The organism is Methylobacterium sp. Gmos1, from assembly GCF_053764715.1.
Genome location: NZ_JBSNCC010000017.1, coordinates 22,291 through 45,559, shown reverse-complemented (window position 1 = coordinate 45,559; position 23,269 = coordinate 22,291). Strand labels below are relative to the sequence as shown.

The window sequence follows — 23,269 nt, the reverse complement described above, 5'->3', positions numbered from 1 at the left end:
ATGGATCCCGGGTTCTCGCCTGCGGCGAGCCCCGGGATGACGTGGAGAGTGGGAGGCGTCGGGGGATTACACCGACCGCGCCGCCCGCCACAGCCGCCAGATCCGGCGCCAGTTCGGCACGTCGACCACGCTCGCCAGCGGGTCGTAGCCCGGCCGCTCCATCCGCGCGAGGTAACCCTCGACGAGCGCCACCGGCAGGAAGGCCGGGGCGGCCACCGTCGCGATGGTCGCGCGCTCCGCCGCATAGGCCGCGAGGTGGCGGCGCACCAGGGCGCGCATGTCGGCGCAGGCGCCGAGCAGCCCCGGCCCTCCCCGCCCCGCGACGATGTCCTCGCGGGTGACGCCGTGGGCCTTGAGCACGTCGGCCGGCAGGTAGACCTGGCCGCGCCGGGCGTGCCAGGGCAGCGCCCGCAGCAGGCCCGTCACCGCGTAGGCGACGCCGGCATGGCCCGCGGCCGCGGCACCCCCGGGCTCGGAGCCGTTCGCCAGGATCAGGCTGCCGAGACGGATCAGGCAGGAGGCGGTCTCGCCGCAATAGCCTTCGAGGTCGCCGGTCGAGGGCATCGGGTCGTCGTAGAGATCGAACACCCGCGCGTCGATGAGATCGACCAGCGGCTGGCGCGGCAGGCGCGCCTTGACCAGGGTGTCGTCGAGGGCGGCGGCGACCGGATGGGCGCGCACGTCGCCCCGCGCCTCGCCCTGGAGCGCGTCGCGCCACCATTGCAGGCGCAGTTCCCCTGGCATCGGGCTCGACACAGCCTCGCGCACCCGCGCCACCTCCAGGCTGAAGGCGGCGAGCGCGTGGAGGTGCGGGCGCGTGTCGGCCGGGGCGTAGAGGCTGGCGTACCAGCGATCCGGGTCGCCCTCGCGCACCAGGGCCTCGCAATGGGCGTAGGCCCAGGCCGGATCCCGCGTCTCGGGCTGGCTCATCGGGTCGGGCTCATCGCGTCTGGTTCATTGCGTCTGATTCACGGCACCGCGATCAGGGCGGCCGCGACCTTGCGGTTCTCGGCCATCAGGATGTTGTAGGTCCGCGCCGCCGCGCCGGTCTGCATCACGTCGAGGCCGATGCCGGCCGCCTTGAGGACCTGGCGCAGGGAATCGGGCACGAACACGATCTCGGCCCCGGTGCCGAGCAGCAGGAGGTCCACCTCCCCGGCCTCGTCGACGAGGGGCTTGAGGCTCGCCGGCGTGATGCCGGCCGGCTCCGTCACCTCCCAGGCGCGCACCCCGGAGGGCAGCGCCAGGATCGAGCCGCGATGCGACATCTCGGCGAAGCGGAAGCCCCCGCCCCCGTAGGCGTCGATCGGGTAACGGCCCGGGACGAAGCCGTCATGCGTCGGCCCCGCCACTACTCGGCCGCCTGCTTCAGGCTGGAGGTGTCGCGCGCCTGCGACCGCGAGCCGCCGGCCTGGAGCCCGATATAGATCAGGAACGGGGTCGAGACGAAGATTGCCGAGTAGGTGCAGATCACCACGCCGGCCAGCATCACCACCGAGAATCCCTTGATCGCCTCGCCGCCGAACAGCACCAGCGCCAGCAGCGACAGCGCCGTCGACATCGCGGTCATCACGGTGCGCGACATGGTCGAGTTGATCGAGAGGTTCAGCAGCTCCTCGGTCGGCATGGTCTTGTAGCGCCGCATCAGCTCGCGGGTGCGGTCGAACACCACCACGGTCTCGTTCAGCGAGTAGCCGACGATGGTGAGGATCGCGGCGATCGAGGTCATGTTGAACTCGATCCGGGTGATGACGAACAGCCCGACCGTGATGACGATGTCGTGCAGGGTGCCGACTATGGCGCCGAGCGCCAGTTCGCGCTCGAACCGGAACCACAGGTAGAGCAGCACCGCCACGACCGAGAGCACGACGCCGATCGTGCCCGACTGCACCAGCTCGCCCGAGACGCGCGGGCCGACGGTCTCGACGCGGTCGAAGGCGTAGTCCTTGTCGAAGGCGGCATGCGCCTTCTGCATCACCAGGGTCTGGCCGGTCTCGCCGCCGGCCTGGAGCGGGAAGCGCACCGAGATCGAGCCCTGGCCGAGCTCCTGCACCTCGGTCTCGCCAAAGCCGAAGCTGTTGGCGGTGTGGCGCACGCTGCCGACGTCGGAGGTCACGCCGGGTTTCGGCCGCAGCTCGACCAGGGTGCCGCCCTTGAAGTCGATGCCGAAATTGAGCCCGATCTGCAGGAACAGCACCACCGTGGCGACCGAGATGAACGCCGAGAGCGGGAAGCTGAAGCGCCGCAGGCGCATGAAGTCGAAGTGGGATTCGTCGGGCCAGAGGCGGAGGAGGCGCATCGTCGGTCTCGAGAGGGTGTGTCGGCGCGCCCCTCGCTCGGAACGCAGCGCTTGAGCCGGGCGGCGTGGCGCCGCCCGGCCAGGAAAAAAAATCAGATCGGCAGGGTCTTGGGCCGCAGGCGCTGGTACCACAGGGCGATCATCATCCGGGTCAGCGTCACGGCGGTGATGACCGTGGTCAGGATGCCGAGGATGAACACCACCGCGAAGCCGCGCACCGGGCCGGAGCCGAGGAAGAACAGGATCACCGCGGCGATCGCCATGGTGGAGTTGGAATCCACGATGGTGGCGAAGGCGCGGTCGAAGCCCGCTTGCAGCGCCGAGGGGATCGAGCGGCCGGCCCGCACCTCCTCGCGCACGCGCTCGTAGATCAGCACGTTGGAATCGACCGCGGTGCCGATGGTGAGCACGATGCCGGCGATGCCCGGCAGGGTCATGGTCGCCTCCAGCACCGACATCAGGCCGAGGATCAGGCCGACATGGACGAGGAGCGCGATGTTGGCGAAGAGGCCGAACACCCCGTAGGCCGCGAACATCAGCACCACGACGAGGACGGTCGCCACCAGGGTGGCGGTCTTGCCGGCCTCGATCGAATCGCGGCCGAGGCCGGGGCCGACGGTGCGGCGCTCGATCACGGTCAGCTTGGCCGGCAGCGCGCCGGCGCGCAGCAGCACCGAGAGATCGTTGGCCTGCTGCACCGTGAACCGGCCCGAGATCTGGCCCTGGCCGCCGGTGATCGGCTGGAGGATGCGGGGCGCCGACACGACCTCGTTGTCGAGCACGATCGCCATGGCGCGGCCGACATTCTCGCTCGTCGCCTGGCCGAATTTCTGCGCGCCGCGCAGGTTGAACTTGAAGTTGACGATCGGCTCGTTCGACTTCTGGTCGAAGCCCGGCTGGGCGTCGGTCAGGTCGGCGCCGTCGGCCATCACCCGGCGCTCGACCGGCACGCGCTGGCCGTTGGAATCCTTGGAGGGCAGCATGTCGACGTCGCCGGCCGGGCTGTCGGCGAGCATGCGGAACTCGAGCTTCGCCGTCTTGCCGAGCTGCTCCTCCAGGCGGGCCGGGTCCTGGAGACCCGGCACCTGGACCAGGATGCGGTCGGCGCCCTGCTGCTGGATCGACGGCTCGGTGGTGCCGCCGAGATCGACGCGGCGGCGCACCACCTCGATCGCCTGGGCGACCGCGCGGCGGATCCGGGCGTTGAAGCCCGCATCGGTGTAGGTGAGCTGGATCAGGCCGTTTTGCTCCTCGCGCAGGTCGAGGGTGCGGGCGCCGGTCTGGCCGAGGGTCGCGTCGGTCACCGGCTGCGACAGCGCTTGCAGCTTCGGCATCGCCTTGGCGCGGTTCGCCGCGTCGCCGATGCGCAGCTGCACGCCGCGCGGCTGGAGCTGAATGCCGCCATCGGCCTGCACGCCGGCCTCGCGCAGGGCCTGGCGCACGTCGTCGCGCAAGCCCTGCGCCATGGTGCGGCCGAGGTCGTTGCGGTCGACCTCCAGCACGATCTGCGAGCCGCCCTGGAGGTCGAGGCCGAGCACGATGGCGCGGGTCGGCACGATCCAGGTCGGGAACCAGGACGGCAGCGAGGCGATGAAGCCCTTGCGCTGATCGGCCGAGAAGAAGCTCGGCACGGCGAGCATCAGGCCGATCAGGATCACGGCGAGCGTCGCGACGGCCTTCGTGGTGGAGATACGGAGCATCCGCGGCGTCCCAACCGTCTTGTCAGTGTGCGTCAGAGAGGGCGGCCCGGCGCCTGTCGTCCGGACCTGCCCCTGTGTTTGCGGCCGCTCAGGCGGCCTTGACCGGCTCGCCCTTCGCCCGGACCTCGGAGATCATGGTGCGGACCACCTTGACCTGCACGTTCGGGGCGATCTCGACCTCGATCTCCGGGGCCTCGGTCACCTTGGTCACCCGGCCGACGATGCCGCCGGTGGTCACCACCGTGTCGCCGCGGCGCACGTTCTTGATCATGTCCTGGTGGTCCCTGGCGCGGCGCTGCTGCGGGCGCAGGATCAGGAAGTACATGATCACGAAGATCAGGATGAAGGGGACGACCTGCACGAGGATGTCCGTACCGCCGGACATCCCGGCTCCCTGCGCGAAGGCGGGCGTGATCACTCTCGAGGTCTCCCGAAACAAGGCGGAATCGGGCCGCGCGGGTCCCCGCCGGCCTTGCAAAAGCGCGCGGACTATAGCCACCGACGACCCGAAAGCAATTGCGGGGATCGGCCTCCCGGTGTCCCATCCCGGCGGGTTTTCGTCCGCCGCCGCCTGGGATTAAGAGCGGCCACCCGCACGTCCGCCCCTGCGCAGGAGCCCGAGTTTCCCCGCGATGACCGACACGACCCGCACTTCCCTCCCCGAATCCGAGCTGTTGCCCGTGCTGCTGCGCATCGCCGCGGCCCTGGAGCGCAGCGCCCCGCCGGTCCGGCCCAGCCCCGACTTCGCGGCCGCCGACGCCTTCGTGTGGCAGGCGGAGGGCCGCCTCCAGCCGGTGCCGCGGGTCAACCGGGTCGAGATGGGGCTCCTGCGCGGCATCGACCGGATGCGCGACATCCTGTTCGACAACACCGAGCGCTTCGCCCGCGGCCTGCCGGCGAACAACGCGCTCCTGTGGGGCGCCCGCGGCATGGGCAAGTCGTCGCTGGTCAAGGCGGTCCACGCCGAGATCAACGCCCGCGGCCCGGAGCGGCCGCTCAAGCTCGTCGAGATCCACCGTGAGGACATCGAGGGCCTGCCTGCCCTGATGGGGTGGCTGCGGCCCGATCCCCACCGCTTCGTGGTGTTCTGCGACGACCTGTCGTTCGACGCGGAGGACACCTCGTACAAGTCGCTCAAGGCGGCGCTCGACGGCGGCATCGAGGGCCGGCCCGACAACGTGCTGTTCTACGCCACCTCGAACCGGCGCCACCTGCTCGCCCGCGACATGATGGAGAACGAGCGCTCGACGGCGATCAACCCGGGCGAGGCGGTGGAGGAGAAGGTCTCGCTCTCGGACCGGTTCGGCCTCTGGCTCGGCTTCCACAAGTGCAGCCAGGACGAGTACCTGGCGATGATCGACGCCTACGTGGCCCGCTACGCCCTCGAGGTCGAGCCGGAGCGGTTGCGCGCCGAGGCGCTCGAATGGTCGACCACCCGCGGCGCCCGCTCGGGGCGCACGGCGTTCCAGTACATCCAGGACCTGGCGGGACGGCTGGGGCAGCGGCTGGAGTGATGCACCGAGCGGCGTGACGAACGCAGGATGACCGCTTCGGGCGATCCCTGCGGAATCGCCTGCCCGATGCGCAGCCCGCTCCGCTCGAGGTCCGGACGGGCCGGTGAAGCGGGATCTAAGCAGACTTGCCTTGGCAGGCCAACGCTTCATCCGCTCAAGTTCTTGTTGTGCCGCAGATTTTTGGCGCCGGACCGGCAACCACTTCGGCGAAATCTGCTGAGGCGGCGTCGTCCGGATCCCGCCTCAGTAATGCGGCGGCGGCGGCTCGTCGCCGGCCGCGGTGGGTCGCTCTGCCATCTCGCGCACTCGCTCGCGCAAGGCGGCGACGTGCCGCGTCAGGAGATCGATCGCGCTCCACTGCTCGGTGACGATGCGGTTCAGGTCCTCGATCGTCGCGTCCTGGTGAGCGATGCGGGCTTCCAGCGCGTCGAGGCGGGCTTCGGGATCGGGGGTCATGACGGGGTCCACTCACGCGAAAACGGCCCGGGCGCGAGCCCGGGCCGTCGTCGGATCAGGTCGCGACGCGACGATCAGTTGGTCTGGTCGTCGTCGGGTGCGTCGGGGTTGAAGTTGCGCGGGCCGGCAGCGGCGGCGGCCATCGAGGCGGTCGGGGCGCCGGCGCCGTCGCGCTTGTAGATGTCGTCACGGAACTGCACGAGGCCGTCCGGGGTCGACCAGGCGGTGATGTAGGTCCAGTAGACCGGGATCGGCGCCACCGGCCGGGCATCGACCCGCTGGCCGCCCTGGATGATCGCCTCGATCGTGTCCGGGTTGGCGTTCGGGGTGCCCTGGAGGATCCAGGACACGTATTCGCGCACGTTCTGCACGCGCACGCAGCCCGACGACACGAAGCGGAAGTCGTCGCCGAAGATGCCCTTGGCCGGCGTGTCGTGCATGTACACGCCGTGCGGGTTCGGGATGTTGATCCGCACGAAGCCCATCGAGTTCAGGTCGACGCCCGGATCCTGGCGGAAGCGGTAGCGGGTCGCCTCGTCGGAATGCCAGTTGACCTGCGACGGCGGGATCTCGCGGTCGCCGTTGAAGATGCGGATCTTGTTGTCGGTCAGGTAGGCCGGATCCTTCTGCATCTTCGGGATCAGGTCCTTCTTGATGATCGAGGCCGGCACCGTCCAGAAGGGGTTGAAGTTCACCTCCTGGATCTTGGCGTTCATGATCGGCGACTGGCGGTCGATCTTGCCGACGCCGGCGGCGTGGCGGGTCGCGACGTGGTCGCCGTCGACCGTCTCGACCAGGGCCGCCGGGATGTTGACGATGACGTAGCGCTCGCCGAGGTTGCCCGAGTACGAGCGCAAGCGCACCGCGTTCAGCTCGAGCTGGCGCAGGCGCACGTCCGCCGGCACGTTCATCGCCTGCACGGTGGTGACGTTCATCGAGCCGGTCTGGTTCAGGCCGTGGCGGGCCTGGAACCGGCGCACGCCGGCCTCGACGTAGGAATCGTAGACCGGCGAGGAGCCGGCGGCCGGGTCGAGGTCGCCGGAGACGATCAGGCGCTGGCGCAGGGACGTCACCGCCGGGCTCTTCGAGCCGACGCGCAGGCGCTCGGCGCCCGCGACCGACTGCCAGCCGCCGCGGGCCACGATGTCGCGGTAGCGCTCGACCATCTGCTCGGTCGCCGCCAGGGTCTGGGGCGACAGGATCGGCGTGTTGGAGCGCTGCACCCGCATCGTCGCGGCGGAATCGTAGTTCTGCGCCCACTCGGCCTGGGCCAGCGACCCGCCCCGGTCCTGCGCCAGGGCCGGGAGGGCGGCCGCGGCCAGGAGAGCCAGGCCGAGCGAACCGGTGAGGGAAACGCGTGTCAGCATGGGAATTCTGCTCTCGAACCTGTGACGCGGGACGCTGGACGGCGACAGACCTTCTGGCTGCCGTGTCGCGCCCCATTCTATGGCCCGTGACGGTGCCGGGATGCGGTTAAGACACTATGAGGAGCGGGCCAGATTGTGGCGCCGCCCGGGCGCTGCTGTGGAGCCGCGAGCTCGGCTGTGGACTGCGGTAATTGTGCAACGCACGGTGCGCGGGGCGGCAGGACCGCCGGGGGCGTGGCGGAGCCGGCCGACCTCGGCTATGCTCGGGGCATGGGCGAAATCGGGCAGTCACCGGGCGGGACGAGGGCGCGCTGGCGCCTGGTCGCCGCCGTGCTGCCGCTCTACGGGCTGCTGCTCCAGGCCTTTCTCGCCGGGCTCGCTCCGTCCCCGGTCGCAGCGGGCGCCGGCCTCCTGTGCCAGGCGCACCAGGCCCCGGCGGGTGGCGCGCCGCCCGTCCACGTCCATGCCTGCTGCACGATCGCCTGCCAGGCCTGCCCCGCTCCGCCGGCCCCGGCGACGGCGCAGGCCTGGCCGCCCCGGACGGCGCTCGTCCTGTCCTGGTCGGTCGCGACCGCGGATCCGGTCCACGCGTCGCCGGCCCGGCGGCCCTGCGCCCGCGCTCCGCCCGCGGCGTGACGCCTCCGGCGCTCCGCGCCGGTCTTCATCTCACGTCACGCGTCTCCCCTCCGCTTCACCCGGACCCCGACCTCATGACCTTTCCGCTCCGCGCCGGCCTCGCCGCCGCCCTCTCCCTGGCTGCCGCCCCGGCGCTTGCCCACGCGGTCCTCGCCGTCACGCAGGCGAGCCCGAACCAGACCTATCGCGGCGTGGTCCAGATCGGCCACGGCTGCGACGGCAAGCCGACCACCGGCCTCACCGTCACGATCCCCGACGGGGTGATCGCGGCAAAGCCCATGCCCAAGGCCGGCTGGGAGCTGAGCACCGAGAAGGGCGCTTACGCCCGCGCCTATCCGTCCTACCACGGCACGGTCTCGGAGGGCGTGAAGGCGATCACCTGGAAGGGCGGCTCGCTGCCCGACGACTTCTACGACGAGTTCGTGTTCCAGGCCCGGCTCACCGACGCGGTCGCGCCCGGCGGCACGGTCTACTTCCCGGTGCGCCAGGATTGCGACGGCACGACCGTCGACTGGCGCGAGGTGCCGGCGGCCGGCCAGTCCGCCCGCGACCTGAAGACCCCTGCCCCGGGCGTGCGCATCGTGGCGGCCGCGGCGAGCGCGGCTCCGGCCGCGCCGGCCGCGATCAAGGCCGGCGACCTCACCATCGAGGCGCCGTGGATCCGCGCCACCCCCGGCGGCGCCAAGGTGGCGGGCGGCTACCTCCAGGTCACCAATACCGGCAAGGAGCCCGACCGGCTGGTCTCGGCCTCGATTCCCCTCGCGGGCCGGGGCGAGGTGCACCAGATGGCGATGGACAAGGGCGTGGCGAAGATGGCGCCGGTGGAATCCGGCCTCGTCATCAAGCCCGGCGAGACCGTGGTGCTCAAGCCCGGCGGCTACCACCTGATGTTCATGGATCTGACCGGCCCGGTGAAGGCGGGCGAGCCGATCGAAGGCACCCTCACCTTCGCCCGCGCCGGCACGGTGCCGGTGCGCTTCGCCGTCGGCGCCATCGGCGCGTCCGCGCCGGAGGCGGGCGGCGGGCACCAGCATCATTGACGGGTGGGGCGGCGGCCGTTCGCGGCCGCCGCCCGCCTCGCTCGATCGGCGCCGAAGCCTTCGTGCCCTCCGCGTCCTGAGAGACACTCGGTCACGTCGAGAGGGAGCACGGCGGCTCCGTCATAGCGCCGTCCGCTCACCCCCGATCCGGATCGAGCCCCGCGGCGGCGAGCAACGCCTCGTCGAGGCCGTCGCTGCCGGCCGACAGCGCCTCGCGCAGGTCGGCCTCGTCGGCATAGATCATCACGTCGCAGGCATCCTGCGCCGGATCGGATCCGAGATGCAGGCAGGTGCGGATCACGTAGCGGTCGTCCGGGGTGCGGTAGAGCGTCTGCGTGACCGGCACGGGATCGCCGGGCCGGCTCGTCGCCCGGGCGATCGGGACGGCGAACAGGCTCACCGGGTCCGGCGCGCCCTCCGGTCCTCCGACGGCCGGCCGCGGCTCGGCGTCGTGGCGATCCGGCATGGTCATCCTGCAGCCTCCGTCATCCTGCCGTCGTGCGCCTTCGGCAATGGAGTCGAGTATATCGGCGACGATACACCCTAGGCCACCAGTCCGGCAGCGTGATATCAACTTATAGTTTCAGTCGCGGGCCGTTGCGCGATCGAAGAACTCTCGTCGACCGCGCGACGATAGCGCAGCGAGCCCTCCACCGCCCGTCATTTCTGCGGCGAGCCGGCGAGAGACTCAGACCTTTACGGTAAAGCGCCGCCCGCCATCCGGCGCCGCGATCACGCCTCGGCCGCCCCGTCGAGCGGCGCGATCGGCTCGTCCTTGATCTGGTCGAGGGCGAGCGCGGTGCGCACCGTGCGCACGTTGGGCAGGCCGGTGAGGTGGCCGACGAGCTGCTGGAAGGCGCCGAGATTGGGCGCGACGCATTTGAGCAGGAAGTCGGTCTCGCCCGAGAGCGTCCAGCATTCCCGCACCATCGGCCAGTCGCGCATCTCGGCCGCGAACGCGGCGAGCTCCGCCTGGCCCTGGGCCGCGAGCTGCACCATGGCGAAGCACACCACCTCGTAGCCGAGCGCCTTCGGCTCGAGCAGGGCGCGGTAGCCGCGGATGATGCCGGCCTCCTCCAGCGCGCGCACCCGGCGCAGGCAGGGCGGCGCCGACAGGCCGACGCGCCGCGCCAGCTCCACGTTGGTGATGGAGCCGTCGGCCTGCAGCTCCCGGAGGATCGCCCAGTCGATGGCGTCGAGGCGGGCGGGCAAGGCGGCGGGCGATCCTGGCGGGAGAGGGACAGCCGGTGAGTAGCCGCCCGCCGGGGCCGGCACAAGGTGACGCCGCGGCGGTTGCCCGCCGCCGGCTCGTCTCTTATGGGGGACTGTCCCGCGTGACTGGCGAGGTTCAAGGTGGTCCAACCACCGGGGAGCGCGGGACGACGACCGCCGCTCGCCTGGGCACCCTCCCCGCACCGACCGACGGGTGACCCATGACGCCGATGCCCTCCGATTCGTCCCTGCCCGCGATCCTCGCCCGCCTCGACCGCCTGACCGACTGGGAGAAGCGCCCGCGGGGCGGGATGCGGGTCGGGCTCGAGCCGATGCGCGACCTGCTGGCCCGCCTCGGCGAGCCGCAATCGCGCCTGCGGGTGGTCCACGTCGCCGGCACCAAGGGCAAGGGCTCGGTCTCAGCGCTGATCGAGGCCGGGCTGATGCGGGCGGGCCTGCGGGTCGGGCGCTACGCCTCGCCCCATGTCGAGTCGGTCACCGAGCGGGTCAGTCTCCAGGGCCGGCCGGTGGAGGAGGCGCGCCTCGCACACGCGCTCGCCCGCGCCCTCGACGCCCACGAGGCGGCACGCCGCGACGGCACGGCGGGGCAGGACGCGACCTGGTTCGACGTGCTCACCGCCGCGGCGCTGGCGATCTTCGGCGAGGCCGGGCTCGACTGGGCGGTGATCGAGGTCGGGCTCGGCGGGCGCCTCGATTCGACCAACGCGGTGGACGGCGAGGTCGCGGTCGTCACCAATATCGGGCTCGAGCACACCGAGATCCTCGGCCACACCCGGGCAGCCATCGCCGGCGAGAAGGTCGGCATCCTGAAAGCCGGGGCGGTCCTCGTCACCACGCTCAGCCCCGACGACGAGGCCGGGGCGGTGGTGGCAGGGCGCGCCGCGGCGCTCGGCTGCCCGGTGCTGCGGCCGGCGCTCGCCCCCGATGCGGCGATCGAGGAGGAGAACGCGGCGCTCGCCGGCCTCGTCCTCGACCACCTCGGCAGGGGCGGCGCGCTCGGCCGCGACGGCGCCCCCGTGCGGGCGGATCTCCTCGACGCGTCGGCCCGCGCGGGCGCCCGCCTGCCGGGGCGGCTCGAGCGTCGGCGGATCGCGAGCGCGGCCGGCCCGGTGCCGGTGGTGCTCGACGGCGCCCACGTCCCGTTCAACCTGGCTGCCGTCCTGCGCGACCTCGCCCGCGCCCCGGATCTCGGCGGTCCCTGCATCGCCCTGGTGGCGCTTGCCGGCGACAAGGACGCGGCGGGCTTCCTCGCGGTGCTGGCCCGACACGGGGCGAGCGTGGTGGCGACCGAGATGCCGGAACGGCGCGGGCATCCGGCCGCCACGCTCCGGGCGCTCGCCGCGGCGGAGGGGATGGAGGCCGAGGCGGTGGCCGAGCCGGGCGCCGCGCTCACCCGTGCGGCGGACCTCGCCGCGACGCGGGGCGGCTGGCTCCTGGTGACGGGCTCGCTCCACCTCGTCGGGGCCTTGCGGGCGGCGACCGAAGCCTGAGCAGATTTCGCAAGAGTGGCCGCCGGTTTTGCGACGAAAATCTGCGACAAAACAAGAACCTGAGCGGACGAAGCGTTGGCCTGCCAACGCAAGTCCGCTTAGCGCAGGAACGCCAGCGCCAGCGGCACCAGGACGGCGGTCAGGAAGGCGTTGAGTCCCATGGCGATGCCCGCGAAGGTGCCGGCGACCTCGCTGACCTGGAAGGCGCGGGCGGTGCCGATGCCGTGGGCGGCCAGGCCCGCCGCGAAGCCGCGTGCCCGGTAATCCTTGATGCCGAGCCGGTCGAGGAGCGGCGTCACCATGATGGCGCCGAGGATGCCGGTGAGGATCACCAGCACGGCGGTCAGCGTCGGGTCGCCGCCGAGCGCCGAGGTGATGCCCATGGCGACGCTGGCGGTGACGGATTTCGGCGCCAGCGCGATCAGGATCTGGTCCGGCACGCCGAGGAGCTTCGCCGTGGCGATGCCGCTGAGGAGGGCGACCGTGGAGCCGACGACGAGGGCGGCCAGCATCGGCACCAGCACCCGGGTCACGGTCTTGCGGTGCTCGTAGAGCGGGATAGCCAGCGCCACCGTGGCGGGGCCGAGCAGGAAGTGCACGAACTGCGCGCCCTCGAAATACACCGAGTAGGGCGTGCGGGTGACGATCAGAACGAGGCCGACCATCCAGATCGCGTGCAGCACGGGGTTGGCCAGCGGGTGGCGGCCGGTGGCGGCGGAGACCCGGTCGGCGACGACGTAGGCGGTGAGCGTCACGGTGAGCCACAGGAGCGGCGTGCGCGACAGGAACACCCAGAGGGCGAAATCCCCGGTCATCGCCCGGTCCGCCGGGCGACGTAGGCGAAGGTGTAGACCGTGGCGACGAGCGCGAGGGACGTCGAGACCAGCAGGGCCGCCGCGAGCGCCAGGCCGTGGGCGGCCAGAACGTCGAGCCGGCCGATCACCCCGGCGCCCGCCGGCACGAAGAGCAGCGAGAGATGGGCGAGCAGCCCCTTGCCGGTGCGCTCCAGCGTGCCGTCGGTGAGCGGGGCCGGCAGCCCGCCGGGGCGCCGGTCGCGCAGGATCAGGACCCCGAGGAGCAGGGCCATGCCGACGACCGGGCCCGGCACCGGCAGCGCGAAGGTGCGGGCGAGGATCTCGCCGGCGAGCTGGCAGAGCAGCAGCAGGGTCAGGCTCAGGATCATGACGCCGCGCGGGTCTCCGGCCTCGCCCCGGCGAGCCAATGGTCGAGGAAGGCGTCGAGCCAGGCCACGACGCGGCCGTCATGCATCAGCCGGCCCTCGATCTGCCGCGCGCGGTCCTGGGCGCCGGGCAGGTTCAGGCGCTCGGCCGCCCGCACGGTCCAGCTGCAGATCATCGCGTGGGTGACCTCGGGGTGGAACTGCAGGCCGAAGGCCGCCGGCCCGACCCGGATCGCCTGGGTCGGAAAGTCGTCGCCGGTCGCGAGCGTGTCGGCGCCCGCCGGGCAGGAGAAGCCCTCCCGGTGCCAGTGATAGACGTGGGACGGCCAGGGCTGGCCGATCTCGCCGGCGAAGTCGTGCCCCGCCGTGGTCGGCAGGAGCGGGTAGTAGCCGATCTCGGCCCGTCCGTCGGGATGGGCGGTGACCGTGGCGCCGAGGCAGCGCGCCAGCATCTGCGCGCCGAGGCACAGGCCGAGGAAGGGGCGTTCCTCGCGCAAAGGCACCTGGATCCAGTCGATCTCCCGGCGCACGAAGTCGTCGCCGTCGTTGGCGCTCATCGGCCCGCCGAAGATCACCGCGCCGGCGTGGTCCCGCATCGTGTCCGGCAGGGGATCGCCGAAGCGGGGGCGGCGGATGTCGAGGGGGTGGCCGCGCTCCTGGAACAGCCGGCCGAGGCGGCCGGGCGTCGATTGCTCCTGGTGCAGGATCAGCAGCACGGGCTTGCGGCCGGGCTCCTGCATCGCGTGGGAACTTGGCGTCGCGAAGGGACTCGGCATCGCCACCTACCGGGCCGGGACCTGCGGCGTCGGCAGGCCCGCCAGGGCGACCGCCCGGGTGGCGGTGATCGCGGCGTCGTCGAAGCCGAGGAGCTGGCCGACGCGCCAGACGAGGTCGTCCTCGAACTCGTGCACCTGCCCGTCGGCGGCGGCGACCGCCCAGGCGAGGCCGAGGAGCCCGCGCCGCTCCTCCTCCGGCACGTCGCGGCCGATCATCTCGACGAGCTCGGCCACGTCGCGGGTCTCGTCGTCGAAGCTGATGGCCCGCTCGATCAGCGCCCGCGCCCGCGCCTCGTCGGGGGCGAAGCGGTGGGTGAGGAGGCGCGCCAGCCGGTCGCGCTCCACCGCCGCCAGCGTGCCGTCGACCCGGGCCACGTGGACGAGCAGGGCCGCGGCGGCCAAGTGCTGCTCCGCCTCGGGGTCGGGCGGCAGGGCGGGCGCGCCGAACATCTCGGCGGCGTAGGCGCGAAGGCGGGCGATCAGGGGCATCGGGGAGATGTGAAAGGGGATTTTCGGGGAATTTTCGATTGTGCAGCGCCATCGTCCGGAATCGGCGGCCCAGCGTCAAGCGCTGCGGGCGCCGGGGCGGCGCCGCGAGCCCTGCATCCGCCGTCTGCACGGGCCGATGCCGAGGGCTCAGGCGGTCGCCCGCACGGTGCGGCCGAACATGCGGGACCACAGGCCGCTGGCGATCGCCGACTTGTCGAGCTCGTGGATGTCCTGCGAGTACTGCCCGGTATAGAGCTTGACGATCATCCGGTCGCGGCACTCGCCCTCCAGGGTGTAGCGGACCTTCATGGCAAAGCCGCCCCTCGCCAGGCCGGACACCGCCTCGACCGTGCCGCGCAGGTGCGGGAAGCGCTCCATCTCGACGATCACCGGATCGCCCGCCCGCGCCGCCGGCATGGCATCGAACTCGACGATGCCGCCGTCGAGCGAGAGGCTGGTGACCCGCCCCGCGAGCAGCGCCTCCCCGTGCGCGATCCGGGCCGCCTCGTTCGTGGCGAAGCTGTCGAGGAGCGGCCTCGGCTTCTCGAAGCAGATCAGGGAGGCCACCATCAGCACCGCGATGTTGACCACCGCCCACCAGGCCGAGACGACCGAGAACTCCCCCTCGCCGATGCGCGACCATTCCGGCACGACATTGACGACGAGGCCGAGCGCCGTGACGGCGATCCAGAACGCGATCGAGAAGAACGTGTAGGCGTCGAACGCCGAATCCTCGTTGCCCGAGCCCTTGGGCGTCACCCGGAACGGCACGCCGAAGGGCTTGACCAGGCTGGAGACCACCACCGGCAGCATGCGGAAGGTGGCAAAGGCCCCCACCGCCGAGGAGACCAGCGGCAGGTAGCGGGTCGGCGTCAGCCAGCCCATCAGCAGGAAATAGGCCGCCAGCACCGGCAGCTGGTACCAGACGATGTCCTGCGTGCCGGTGAAGTAGAGCGGCGCGGCCCCGGTCCAGAGGTAGACCGCCGGCACCACCAGGATCACGAAGCGGACGGTGTACTGGACGAGCCAGGACAGCGGCAGGAACATGAAGCGCTGGAACAGGGTGAGGCCGGGGCCGCGCAGCGGGCCGTTATGCAGGTAGATCGTCTGGATGCCGCTGCGGCACCAGCGGCCGCGCTGGACGAAGTAGCCCTTCAGGTTCTCGGCGGCGAGCCCCATCGACAGGCGCTCGTTGAGGTAGCGGGTCTTGTAGCCCCGGTTGAGCAGCGCCAGGGTGGTGAGCAGGTCCTCGGTGATCGAGTCGTGCGGGAAGCCGCCGATCTCCTCGACGGCGGAGCGCCGCGCGATCGAGCACGAGCCGCAGCAGAAACTGACGTCCCAGGCGTCGCGGCTCGCCGCCATCTCGTCGAAGAACAGGCGTTGCTCGTCCGGCCAGACCTTCTCCAGGCTGAGGTTGGACTGGACCGGATCCTTGTTGAAGAAGTGCTGAGGCGTCTGGACGATGCCGATCGTCGGGTCCGTGAAGAACGGTACCGTGCGGCGCAGGAAGTTGCGGTAGGGCACGAAATCGGCGTCGAAGATCGCGATGAACTCGCCCGAGGAGACCGTCAGGCCGTTGTTCATGTTGCCGGCCTTGGCGTGGGAATTGTCGGGGCGGGTGACGTGGATGGCGCCCTTGCTCTCGCAATATTCCCGCAGCCAGTCGCGGCGCTTGTCGTCGAGGACGTAGACCTTGAGCTTCTCGCGGGGATAGTCGAGGGCGAGCGCCCCGACGATGGTGCGCTCCAAGACGTCGATCGGCTCGTTGTAGGTCGGGATGAACACGTCGACCGTCGGCAGGTCGGCGGGCTCGCGGGTGAAGAAGTCGCTCTCGCGCCGGTCGGCCTCCGCGCTGCGATCGACGGTGCGGCTCATCGCGACGAGGAACAGCAGGATGTCGGCGAAGGCGCCGAGCTCGACCAGGAAGACGAACCACGTCCAGACAAAGCCGAAGCTCCACTCCGTCGGATAGGGCAGCACCGTCGCGACGAAGCGCCAGGCGAGATAGCGCAGGGCGATCGCCAGCACGACGAGGCAGGTGATCGCCCGCGACCACGTCGCGTTGCGCGGCCAGTTCAGGCTGAACAGGCAGAAGAACGCGAGGACGAAGAGGGTGGGCGCGAGGTCTACGAGATACTGAACCACAGGCTCTTTACCCCGTTCAGGAACTTGTACGTCTTGGTGACGCGGGCGATCCGGACCTGCACCGAGCGGCCGACCTGGCAGAAATTGGGGAAGTCGCGCTGCATCGGGTTCTGTTCGAGAGCGACGCGGATGCGGGCGCTCTTGCCGCGCCTCTCCGGCGGGACGGCGGCGAGCACCGTCTCCTCGACAGCGGCGCTCGACCCGCGCACCGAGAGCACGGTGCCGGCGATGATCTGGCTGCTGCCCAACAGGCGCACCTCGGCGGTCGCGCCGGGATGGATGTCGTCGTAGTCGATCTCGTTGACCAGGATGTCGACGAACAGGTCGCGGCAATCGAGGAGCCGCGTCAGCTCGTTGCCGACGACCACGTTAGATCCGGCGACCACGTTGTTGCGCCAGAGCACGCCGTCGAAGGGAACGCGCACGATCGCGGTCGAGAGCCGGTCGTTGCGGTCGCGCTCGAGCTCGATCTGGCGCTCGAGCTGCTGGAGGCGGGCGCGCTCGGCCCGGGCCTGCATCTGCACGTTGGCGAGCTGGATCGCCACCTCGTCCTGGCGCTGCTGGGAATAGGGCACGTCGTTGCGGCCCTCGCCGACGAAGGTGCCCTTCTTCAACGCCTCGAGCTGGCGCGACAGGCGCTCCAGCTCGGCCCGGGCGATCGCCTGCTCGCTCGTCGCCGACACCGAGGCGGCGCGCGCCTGCTCGACGGAGCTGCCGGCGACGACCCCGGTGGCGCCGAGCGTCGTCTTGCGCACGAGATCGGCCTGCGCCGAGACCTGCTGCGCCTGCGCCGCCGTGATGCGCTGCTGGCGGATCACGATCTCCTGCTGCACGCTGGTGATGCTGGCTTGCTGGTACTCCTTCAACCGGGCGGCGAGATCGCTCTTGATGGCCGAGAGCGAGCCGATCTGCCCTTCGAGGGCGCGCAGGCGCTCGCGCGTCGCGCCGAGATCGGCCTCCAGCTGCGCTTCCGCGGTGCGGGCGATGCGCTCGTTGCGGATCCGGAACAGCTGCGTGCCCTCGGGAACCGCGGTCCCGACCTTCGGCGGGGTTTCGGTCACCACGCCCTCGATCGGTGCCGCGATCACGGTGAAGCGGGCATTCACCGTTCCGTCGAGGCTGGTATAGCCGGTCAGGGCCGGCAGCACCGCGAGCAAAGCCGCTCCCAGCAGCAACGCACCGATGAGGATGCGCATCGCTCGGCTGTTCCACAGCATTCCCGAAGCCCCGTTTTCGTTCTCGTCGTAACCATCAACGATCGAGCGGGAACTCGGTTCATTTCACGAAATGTAAAATTTTCCTATAATTATCCTATACATAGATTTGGGAGCGGTAATCGATAACTTGATTGATTGCCACTCCTCCCCCAGGGTTGACCAAGTCTCCAGATTCAGATGGTCCAAGACGACAGGATTGCACCGCGACGCGTCAAGCGGCGCCGCGCTCTATCTGAGTGTTCAACCTAAAATTGCATAGGAATAGCTGCAAGTGTATGCTCCTGGCGTCCGTCGCGGTGCTCCCGGCGTTGGGGAAGCAGCCCCTCGTCCCGTCAGAGGATGCGTGGACGTGCGATTTGGACAGAATGATATGAGGCACGCATGTTCGTCAGTCGCGTATGCGAAGCGTGCCCGTATTCACGACAACTTCCGGAGCCTGTTCGGCTCGGCCGACTTTGTCCCATCCGCGGCCCCATCCAGAGGCGCGGACTACGCGGGAAAGGCTGGGGCAGTCCCCGCGATCTCTGGAAGATTTTCAGAGGGGGGCGGATGTCGTTCCGTCGCAGACATGGCTGCAGAGGCGACGACCTGGAGCGGTGTCCGGACAGCAACGCCGCGGTCAGAGAGGTGGCGTCCAAGATATGGCAGCTCGGACGTATCGCACGGACGACCGCAACGAAGGGGACGCAGATCGGGGACCCGGCTTGAAGAATCGCGAAGCGTCCGCCTGTCTGCGGCGGCGCGACAGACAGAGGCGCTTCGCGACAGCCCGCCCGTTGCCCGCTGTCGTGGACGGTGTCCCTACGCAACGGACTGCGGCAGCGCCGTCAGGTCCTCATCCGCCATGCGGGCAGATCGATCTGAGGCTGTCCCTCCGGACGTCCGCCCCTGCGCGCGCCCTTACGGGAACATCGCGTCGACAGCGTCCTGCGAGACTGCGGCTTCGCCGGGAAGTGCGGGTCCGTTGAGGAGGGAATCCTCGCCCTGGCGCCGGTTCGGCGCCGGCTTCGACGGCGAGGCCGAGCCGGACCACAGGTGCATCATCTCGGCGACCCGCTCCTCGACGAGGACGATGGTCCGCACGACTTTCGCGATCCGTTGGCCGGTCAGGTCCTGGAAGTTGCAGGCCTCGAAGATCGTCTGCATCTGGGCCTGGATCGCCAGGGCGTCGTCGCGAGTCGCGTCGTCGCCCGCGCGCTTGGCGATGCCGCCGGCGAGGGCATCGACCGCTTCCGAGGCCGTCAGGATCGTGTCGGTGGCCTGCTCGGTGCCGCGCACGACGGCGTTAAGCTCGTCGCGGGTGCGCCCGGCATCCTGCTCCTCCCGGATCTCGGCGATCTCCTGCCGCGTCCGCGCAATCGCGTCCGAGATCGCCAGGACGTGACTCTGCAGGAGAGCGGTGCTGTCTTCGAGAGATCCGAGTTTCGCCGTGCCGCTGGTCATGGTTCCGGGACGCTATACGCTATGACAACGCCGCCGACCGTAGCCGGCCGGGATTAAGCGTTTGCAAATAGCGTGCGGGCGCCGCGGGAACGGAACCACCAGAGCATATTCCGACGAAGCGGGTACCGGTTCGTCGAAGAAAATGCGGCAAGATCAAAGACCTAGAGAGCTTCGCGATTGCAGCGCGATCGTGAACCTCTCTAGGCGAGCGGACGACGATGGTCGTGATCAGGCAAACGGCCGGGACCCGTCGGGCCCCGGCGGTCGCGCTCAGATCAGGTAGACGGTGCCGTGCAGCCCGAACACCTTCGGGCAGTTGGCGGCATCGACCATGGACTGCGCGGTCGCGAGGTCGATATTGCGCTCGGCCGCCAGTTCGGCCACAGTCTTCCACTTCGGCATCGCGCCCTCCGTCCAGGATGTTCCTGTAGGATAAGTACGGAGCCGGGCATTGGTTGCACGCCGCGTCTCACGGCGGGACCGGCTGTCCGTCCCAGGCGAAGACCCGGCCGGAATCCCCGATCCGCAATCCGTCGAGGACCCGCACGAGGTGGGCCGCGCTCTCCTCCGGTGCGAACAGGCCCGGCCCCGGCTCCGGCCGGAACGGCCGGGAGAGGGCCGTCTGCACCGTCCCGGGATGGAGGCCGGCCACGATCAGCTCCGGATGGGTGCGCGCCGTCTCGACGGCCAGCGTGCGCAGCACCTGGTTCAGCGCCGCCTTCGAGGCCCGGTAGGCGTACCAGCCCCCCAGACGGTTGTCGCCGATCGAGCCGACCCGCGCCGAGAGGGCGGCGAAGACGCTGCGCCCTTTTCGCGGCATCAGCGGCAGGAGGTGCTTGGCCACCAGCGCAGGGCCGATCGCGTTGACGGCCATCACGGCGGCCATCGCGGTCGGATCGAGCGTGCGGATCGCCTTCTCGGGGGAGACGCCCGGCCCGTGCAGGATGCCGCTCGCCACGATGACGAGACCGACCGGCCCGGCCTCGCCGATGCTGCGCGCCGCCGCCGCGATCGTCTCCTCGTCGGTGAGGTCGACCGCCACGGACCGCACCGGGCCCGGCTGCGGCGCGGGCGCGCGCGACAGGGCGAACACCGCCTCGTGCGCCCCGCCAGCGGTGAGCGCCGCCACGAGGGCGCCCCCGATCCCGCCCGAGGCCCCGACGACGACCGCGCTGCTCATGCGACACCTTCCGTTATTGGGATCCTGCCTGTGATGGGATCCCGCCCGCGATGCGATCACGCGCGACGCCGCGCCGGATCCAGGCCTCACGCCGATTTCCGCAGGACGCCGCTGCGGCTCAGCACCTTCGCGATGTGCGGCCGCAGCGGGAGGAACAGGCGGTAGGCCGCCTCGGCGAGGCGCAGGACGGGCGCCATGCCTAGCACCCGGATCTCGACGAGCCGGCCGAGCCAGCGCCAGGCCGGAAGTTGGCGCCAGAGGCGCGCGAAGGCCGCCGCGCCGGAGGCGAGCCGCCCATCCGCCTCGCGCACGTGGAACCGGCCGAGCGCGGCGGCCCGGTCGAGCCCCGGGCCGAGGGCCGCATCGTCCCGGATCGTCGCGAGATCGACGAAGGTCACCCCCTCGGCCCCGGCGCAAGCCCGGTAATGCCCGATCTCGGCCCGGCAGAGCGGGCAGGCTCCATCGTAGTAGACGGTCAGGTCTTTCGGCACGCCACCCTCTCGCCGCTGCCGCAAGGTTCGCTCCGGTCGAGATGGGCGCGGAAAGAGCGTCGTCACGGTGGGGCGGACGCGCGATAAGGTCGCGCCGCGGGGTTCGCGGCCGGCCTCGGCACGCGACGAGGCGGGCGCCCGGCGGGCGCCCGCCTCCCGGGTTCACGCCGCTCCGGGCAGCCGGTAGTCGCGAAACTGGTCGCGCAGCGTCGTCTTCTGGATCTTGCCGGTGGCGGTGTGGGGGATCGCGTCGACCACCACCACGTCGTCGGGCATCCACCACTTGGCGATGCGCGGTGCCATGAAGGCGAGGATGTCGGCCTTGTCGGGCGTGCGACCCGCCTTGGGCACCACGATGAGCAGCGGGCGCTCGTCCCATTTCGGGTGCTGCACGCCGATCACCGCGGCCTCCGCCACGTCGGGGTGGCCCACCGCCAGGTTCTCGAGGTCGATCGAGGAGATCCACTCGCCGCCGGACTTGATCACGTCCTTCGAGCGGTCGGTGATCGCCATGTAGCCGTTCGGATCGATGGTGGCGACGTCGCCGGTGTCGAAGAAGCCGCGATCGTCGAGGATCGGCTCGTCGGAGCGGAAATAGGCCTTCGCCACCGCGAAGCCCGCGACCTTGAGCCGCCCGAAGGTGGTGCCGTCCCAGGGCAGGTCGCGGCCCTCGTCGTCGGTGAGCCGGAACTCGACGCCGAAGGGGGCGTAGCCCTGCTTCATCTTGAGATCGAGGCGGGCCTCGCCCTCGAGATCGGCCACCTCCGGCTTGAGCGAGCAGTACGAGCCGATCGGGCTCATCTCGGTCATGCCCCAGGCGTGGTCGACGGTGACGCCGTAATCGCGCTCGAAGCGCTCGGTCATCGCCCGCGGGCAGGCCGAGCCGCCGATCACCACGCGCTTGAGGTGGCTCAGGCGCTGACCCGTGGCGTCGAGGTGCTGGAGCAGGCCGAGCCAGACGGTGGGTACCGCCGCCGTCACGGTGACGCCGGTGGTCTCCAGGATCTCCAGCACCGAGGCGCCGTCGAGCTTCGGTCCCGGCATGACGAGCCCGGCCCCGGACATCGGCGCGGCGAAGCTGAAGCCCCAGGCATTGGCGTGGAACAGCGGCACCACCGGCATCGCCATGTCGGTGGGCTTGAGCGCGATGAAGGCCGGGTTGTTGACCATCAGGCCGAGCAGCACGTTCGAGCGGTGCGAGTAGAGCACGCCCTTCGGCAGGCCGGTGGTGCCCGACGTGTAGCACAGGCCCGCCGCCGTGTTCTCCTCGAAGGTCGCCCAGGCGAAGTCGTCGTCGGCTTCGGCGAGCCAGTCCTCGTAGGCGACGGCGTTGCGCAGGGACGTCGGCGGCATGTGGGCGCCGTCGGTGAGGATCACGTAGCGCTCGACCGTCGGCAGCTTGTCGGCCAGCCGCTCGACCAGGGGCACGAAGGTCAGGTCGAGGAGGAGGATGCGGTCCTCGGCATGGTTGATGATGTAGGCGATCTGCTCCTCGAACAGCCGCGGGTTGACGGTATGATAGATCGCCCCGATACCGGTGATGCCGTACCAGGCCTCCAGGTGGCGCCAGGTGTTCCAGGCGAGCGTCGCGACCCGGTCGCCGAGGCGGATGCCGTCGGCGGAGAGCCGCTTCGACAGGCGCAAGGACCGCTGGCGGATCTCGGCGTAGGTGGTCTTGTGCATCGGCCCCTCGACCGAGCGCGAGATCACCGGGCGGGCGCCGTGCTGGAGCGCGGCGTAGTCGATGATGCGGTGGATCAGCAGGGGCCAGTCCTGCATCAGACCGAGCATGGCGTGTCGTTCCTTCCCTGGCTGGCGCGCTTCCGGGCGCCCTCGGTCGCCGGAGCCTCACGGGCCCGCGGTCTGAGTGTGTCAGCTTATGGCAGCGGTGCCGGGCGGGCTAGAGCATTTTCCGTCGAAGTGGATACCGGTTCGTCGAAGAAAATGCGGCAAAATCAAAGACCTAGAGAGCTTCGCGATTGCAGCGCGATCGTGAAGCGCTCTGGAGCGGCGCCTTCGCGCGTGCCGGGGGGTTGCGGGGCTGGAGGATCGGAAGAGCGGGGATCGGCGGCGGCCGGGCGTGGCGCCGGGATGGTTCTGATGTAAACTATCTCGATGACCGCTTCCTCGCGCCCCCATCTTTCGACTGAGACGGACGCCCCGGCCGAGGCCGACCCGCTGCGGGTCTGGTTCCGCTTCATCCGCCTGCACCGGCGCGTCTCGGCCGCGGTGGCGGCGGAGCTCAAGGCCGTCGGGCTGTCGATCCCGCAATTCGACGTGCTCTCGACCCTGTCCGAGCGCGAGGGCCTGACCCAGCAGGACCTCGCCGAGCGGCTCTACGTCACCAAGGGCAACGTCTCGGGCCTGGTCGACCGGCTGGTCGAGGCCGGCCTCGTCGAGCGCCGCCCGATCCCGGGCGACCGGCGCTCGCACGCCCTGCACCTGACCGCGGCCGGGCTCGCGCTCGCCCGCTCCGGCATCGCGGCCCAGACCGCCTACGTCGCCCGCACCCTCGGCCGCCTGCCCCCCGGCGACGTGGCCGAGCTGGAGCGGGTGGTGCTGGCGTGGCGCGACGCCGCCCGGGCCGACGGTGGCTGACCCCTCGTCCGGGGC

25 protein-coding genes and 1 riboswitch are annotated in these 23,269 nt (G+C 70.8%); of the genes, 5 read left to right on the top strand and 20 right to left on the bottom strand.

Going from position 1 to position 23,269, the window contains the following annotated elements:
* Window positions 1–66 precede the first annotated feature (66 nt).
* From ACS5PV_RS25210 to yajC, 5 genes are all read right to left on the bottom strand, one after another.
* Window positions 67–930: a phytoene/squalene synthase family protein gene (locus ACS5PV_RS25210; RefSeq protein ID WP_455398093.1), complete on the bottom strand. Its 864-nt coding sequence runs from the start codon at window positions 928–930 to the stop codon at window positions 67–69.
* Window positions 931–968: 38 nt separating this feature from the next.
* Window positions 969–1,352: an Mth938-like domain-containing protein gene (locus tag ACS5PV_RS25205; protein WP_455398092.1), complete on the bottom strand. Its 384-nt coding sequence runs from the start codon at window positions 1,350–1,352 to the stop codon at window positions 969–971.
* On the bottom strand, window positions 1,352–2,299 hold the full coding sequence (gene secF / locus ACS5PV_RS25200) for a protein translocase subunit SecF (protein ID WP_455398091.1): 948 nt from the start codon (window positions 2,297–2,299) through the stop codon (window positions 1,352–1,354). The genes ACS5PV_RS25205 and secF overlap by 1 nt, the downstream gene beginning before the upstream one ends.
* A 92-nt stretch (window positions 2,300–2,391) precedes the next feature.
* Complete coding sequence (gene secD, locus ACS5PV_RS25195; RefSeq protein WP_455398090.1) at window positions 2,392–3,999, bottom strand: protein translocase subunit SecD; 1,608 nt, start codon at window positions 3,997–3,999, stop codon at window positions 2,392–2,394.
* Between the two features lie 88 nt (window positions 4,000–4,087).
* Complete coding sequence (yajC, locus tag ACS5PV_RS25190) at window positions 4,088–4,417, bottom strand: preprotein translocase subunit YajC (protein ID WP_455398089.1); 330 nt, start codon at window positions 4,415–4,417, stop codon at window positions 4,088–4,090.
* A 214-nt stretch (window positions 4,418–4,631) separates the two neighbouring features.
* Here yajC and ACS5PV_RS25185 point away from each other — a divergent pair, with 214 nt between their 5' ends.
* Complete coding sequence (locus ACS5PV_RS25185; protein WP_455398088.1) at window positions 4,632–5,513, top strand: ATP-binding protein; 882 nt, start codon at window positions 4,632–4,634, stop codon at window positions 5,511–5,513.
* 243 nt (window positions 5,514–5,756) lie between these two features.
* Here ACS5PV_RS25185 and ACS5PV_RS25180 read toward each other — a convergent pair whose 3' ends face one another.
* Window positions 5,757–5,969: a SlyX family protein gene (locus ACS5PV_RS25180; RefSeq protein WP_455398087.1), complete on the bottom strand. Its 213-nt coding sequence runs from the start codon at window positions 5,967–5,969 to the stop codon at window positions 5,757–5,759.
* A gap of 74 nt (window positions 5,970–6,043) precedes the next feature.
* The gene (locus ACS5PV_RS25175) at window positions 6,044–7,336 is read right to left on the bottom strand and encodes a L,D-transpeptidase family protein (RefSeq protein WP_455398086.1); all 1,293 of its coding nucleotides are present in this window, start codon (window positions 7,334–7,336) and stop codon (window positions 6,044–6,046) included.
* Between the two features lie 234 nt (window positions 7,337–7,570).
* Between ACS5PV_RS25175 and ACS5PV_RS25170 the strand changes: the two genes are divergently transcribed.
* Together ACS5PV_RS25170 and ACS5PV_RS25165 are read left to right on the top strand one after the other, a co-directional pair.
* Window positions 7,571–7,972: a hypothetical protein gene (locus tag ACS5PV_RS25170; RefSeq protein WP_455398085.1), complete on the top strand. Its 402-nt coding sequence runs from the start codon at window positions 7,571–7,573 to the stop codon at window positions 7,970–7,972.
* 74 nt (window positions 7,973–8,046) lie between these two features.
* Entirely contained in the window at window positions 8,047–9,012 is a 966-nt protein-coding gene (locus tag ACS5PV_RS25165; RefSeq protein ID WP_455398084.1) for a DUF1775 domain-containing protein, read from the top strand.
* 136 nt (window positions 9,013–9,148) lie between these two features.
* Here ACS5PV_RS25165 and ACS5PV_RS25160 read toward each other — a convergent pair whose 3' ends face one another.
* Together ACS5PV_RS25160 and ACS5PV_RS25155 are read right to left on the bottom strand one after the other, a co-directional pair.
* Window positions 9,149–9,484 (bottom strand): hypothetical protein, encoded by a 336-nt coding sequence (locus ACS5PV_RS25160; RefSeq protein ID WP_455398083.1) that lies wholly within the window; start codon window positions 9,482–9,484, stop codon window positions 9,149–9,151.
* A gap of 260 nt (window positions 9,485–9,744) precedes the next feature.
* Complete coding sequence (locus ACS5PV_RS25155; RefSeq protein WP_455398082.1) at window positions 9,745–10,224, bottom strand: Lrp/AsnC family transcriptional regulator; 480 nt, start codon at window positions 10,222–10,224, stop codon at window positions 9,745–9,747.
* A 112-nt stretch (window positions 10,225–10,336) separates the two neighbouring features.
* Window positions 10,337–10,422, top strand: a riboswitch (ZMP/ZTP riboswitch).
* Between the two features lie 23 nt (window positions 10,423–10,445).
* Between ACS5PV_RS25155 and ACS5PV_RS25150 the strand changes: the two genes are divergently transcribed.
* The gene (locus ACS5PV_RS25150) at window positions 10,446–11,735 is read left to right on the top strand and encodes a bifunctional folylpolyglutamate synthase/dihydrofolate synthase (RefSeq protein WP_455398081.1); all 1,290 of its coding nucleotides are present in this window, start codon (window positions 10,446–10,448) and stop codon (window positions 11,733–11,735) included.
* A gap of 98 nt (window positions 11,736–11,833) precedes the next feature.
* On the opposite strand, the gene ACS5PV_RS25145 is transcribed toward ACS5PV_RS25150, so the two are convergent.
* The 11 genes from ACS5PV_RS25145 to ACS5PV_RS25095 all read right to left on the bottom strand — a co-directional run bounded on the left by ACS5PV_RS25145 (window position 11,834) and on the right by ACS5PV_RS25095 (window position 22,447).
* Window positions 11,834–12,550 (bottom strand): LrgB family protein, encoded by a 717-nt coding sequence (locus ACS5PV_RS25145; protein WP_455398080.1) that lies wholly within the window; start codon window positions 12,548–12,550, stop codon window positions 11,834–11,836.
* Complete coding sequence (locus ACS5PV_RS25140; protein WP_455398079.1) at window positions 12,547–12,918, bottom strand: CidA/LrgA family protein; 372 nt, start codon at window positions 12,916–12,918, stop codon at window positions 12,547–12,549. Before ACS5PV_RS25140 ends, ACS5PV_RS25145 begins: the two co-directional genes overlap by 4 nt.
* The gene (locus ACS5PV_RS25135; protein ID WP_455398078.1) at window positions 12,915–13,691 is read right to left on the bottom strand and encodes a glutamine amidotransferase; all 777 of its coding nucleotides are present in this window, start codon (window positions 13,689–13,691) and stop codon (window positions 12,915–12,917) included. Before ACS5PV_RS25135 ends, ACS5PV_RS25140 begins: the two co-directional genes overlap by 4 nt.
* A 6-nt stretch (window positions 13,692–13,697) precedes the next feature.
* Complete coding sequence (locus tag ACS5PV_RS25130; RefSeq protein ID WP_455398077.1) at window positions 13,698–14,180, bottom strand: tellurite resistance TerB family protein; 483 nt, start codon at window positions 14,178–14,180, stop codon at window positions 13,698–13,700.
* A gap of 147 nt (window positions 14,181–14,327) precedes the next feature.
* A complete protein-coding gene (locus ACS5PV_RS25125) occupies window positions 14,328–16,325 on the bottom strand; it encodes a glycosyltransferase (RefSeq protein WP_455398076.1) in 1,998 nt (665 codons plus the stop codon).
* Window positions 16,307–17,521 carry an HlyD family secretion protein gene (locus ACS5PV_RS25120; protein ID WP_455398075.1) on the bottom strand — a complete coding sequence of 405 codons (1,215 nt, stop codon included), beginning with the start codon at window positions 17,519–17,521 and terminating at the stop codon, window positions 16,307–16,309. Before ACS5PV_RS25120 ends, ACS5PV_RS25125 begins: the two co-directional genes overlap by 19 nt.
* A gap of 921 nt (window positions 17,522–18,442) precedes the next feature.
* A complete protein-coding gene (locus tag ACS5PV_RS25115) occupies window positions 18,443–18,985 on the bottom strand; it encodes a protein phosphatase CheZ (RefSeq protein WP_455398074.1) in 543 nt (180 codons plus the stop codon).
* 270 nt (window positions 18,986–19,255) lie between these two features.
* Window positions 19,256–19,387 (bottom strand): hypothetical protein, encoded by a 132-nt coding sequence (locus tag ACS5PV_RS25110; RefSeq protein ID WP_455398073.1) that lies wholly within the window; start codon window positions 19,385–19,387, stop codon window positions 19,256–19,258.
* 67 nt (window positions 19,388–19,454) lie between these two features.
* Window positions 19,455–20,165 carry an SDR family NAD(P)-dependent oxidoreductase gene (locus ACS5PV_RS25105; RefSeq protein WP_455398072.1) on the bottom strand — a complete coding sequence of 237 codons (711 nt, stop codon included), beginning with the start codon at window positions 20,163–20,165 and terminating at the stop codon, window positions 19,455–19,457.
* Between the two features lie 86 nt (window positions 20,166–20,251).
* On the bottom strand, window positions 20,252–20,656 hold the full coding sequence (locus ACS5PV_RS25100; RefSeq protein ID WP_455398071.1) for a thiol-disulfide oxidoreductase DCC family protein: 405 nt from the start codon (window positions 20,654–20,656) through the stop codon (window positions 20,252–20,254).
* A gap of 162 nt (window positions 20,657–20,818) precedes the next feature.
* On the bottom strand, window positions 20,819–22,447 hold the full coding sequence (locus ACS5PV_RS25095) for a long-chain-fatty-acid--CoA ligase (RefSeq protein ID WP_455398070.1): 1,629 nt from the start codon (window positions 22,445–22,447) through the stop codon (window positions 20,819–20,821).
* A gap of 324 nt (window positions 22,448–22,771) precedes the next feature.
* Between ACS5PV_RS25095 and ACS5PV_RS25090 the strand changes: the two genes are divergently transcribed.
* Entirely contained in the window at window positions 22,772–23,254 is a 483-nt protein-coding gene (locus tag ACS5PV_RS25090; protein ID WP_455398069.1) for a MarR family winged helix-turn-helix transcriptional regulator, read from the top strand.
* Window positions 23,255–23,269: the final 15 nt, after the last annotated feature.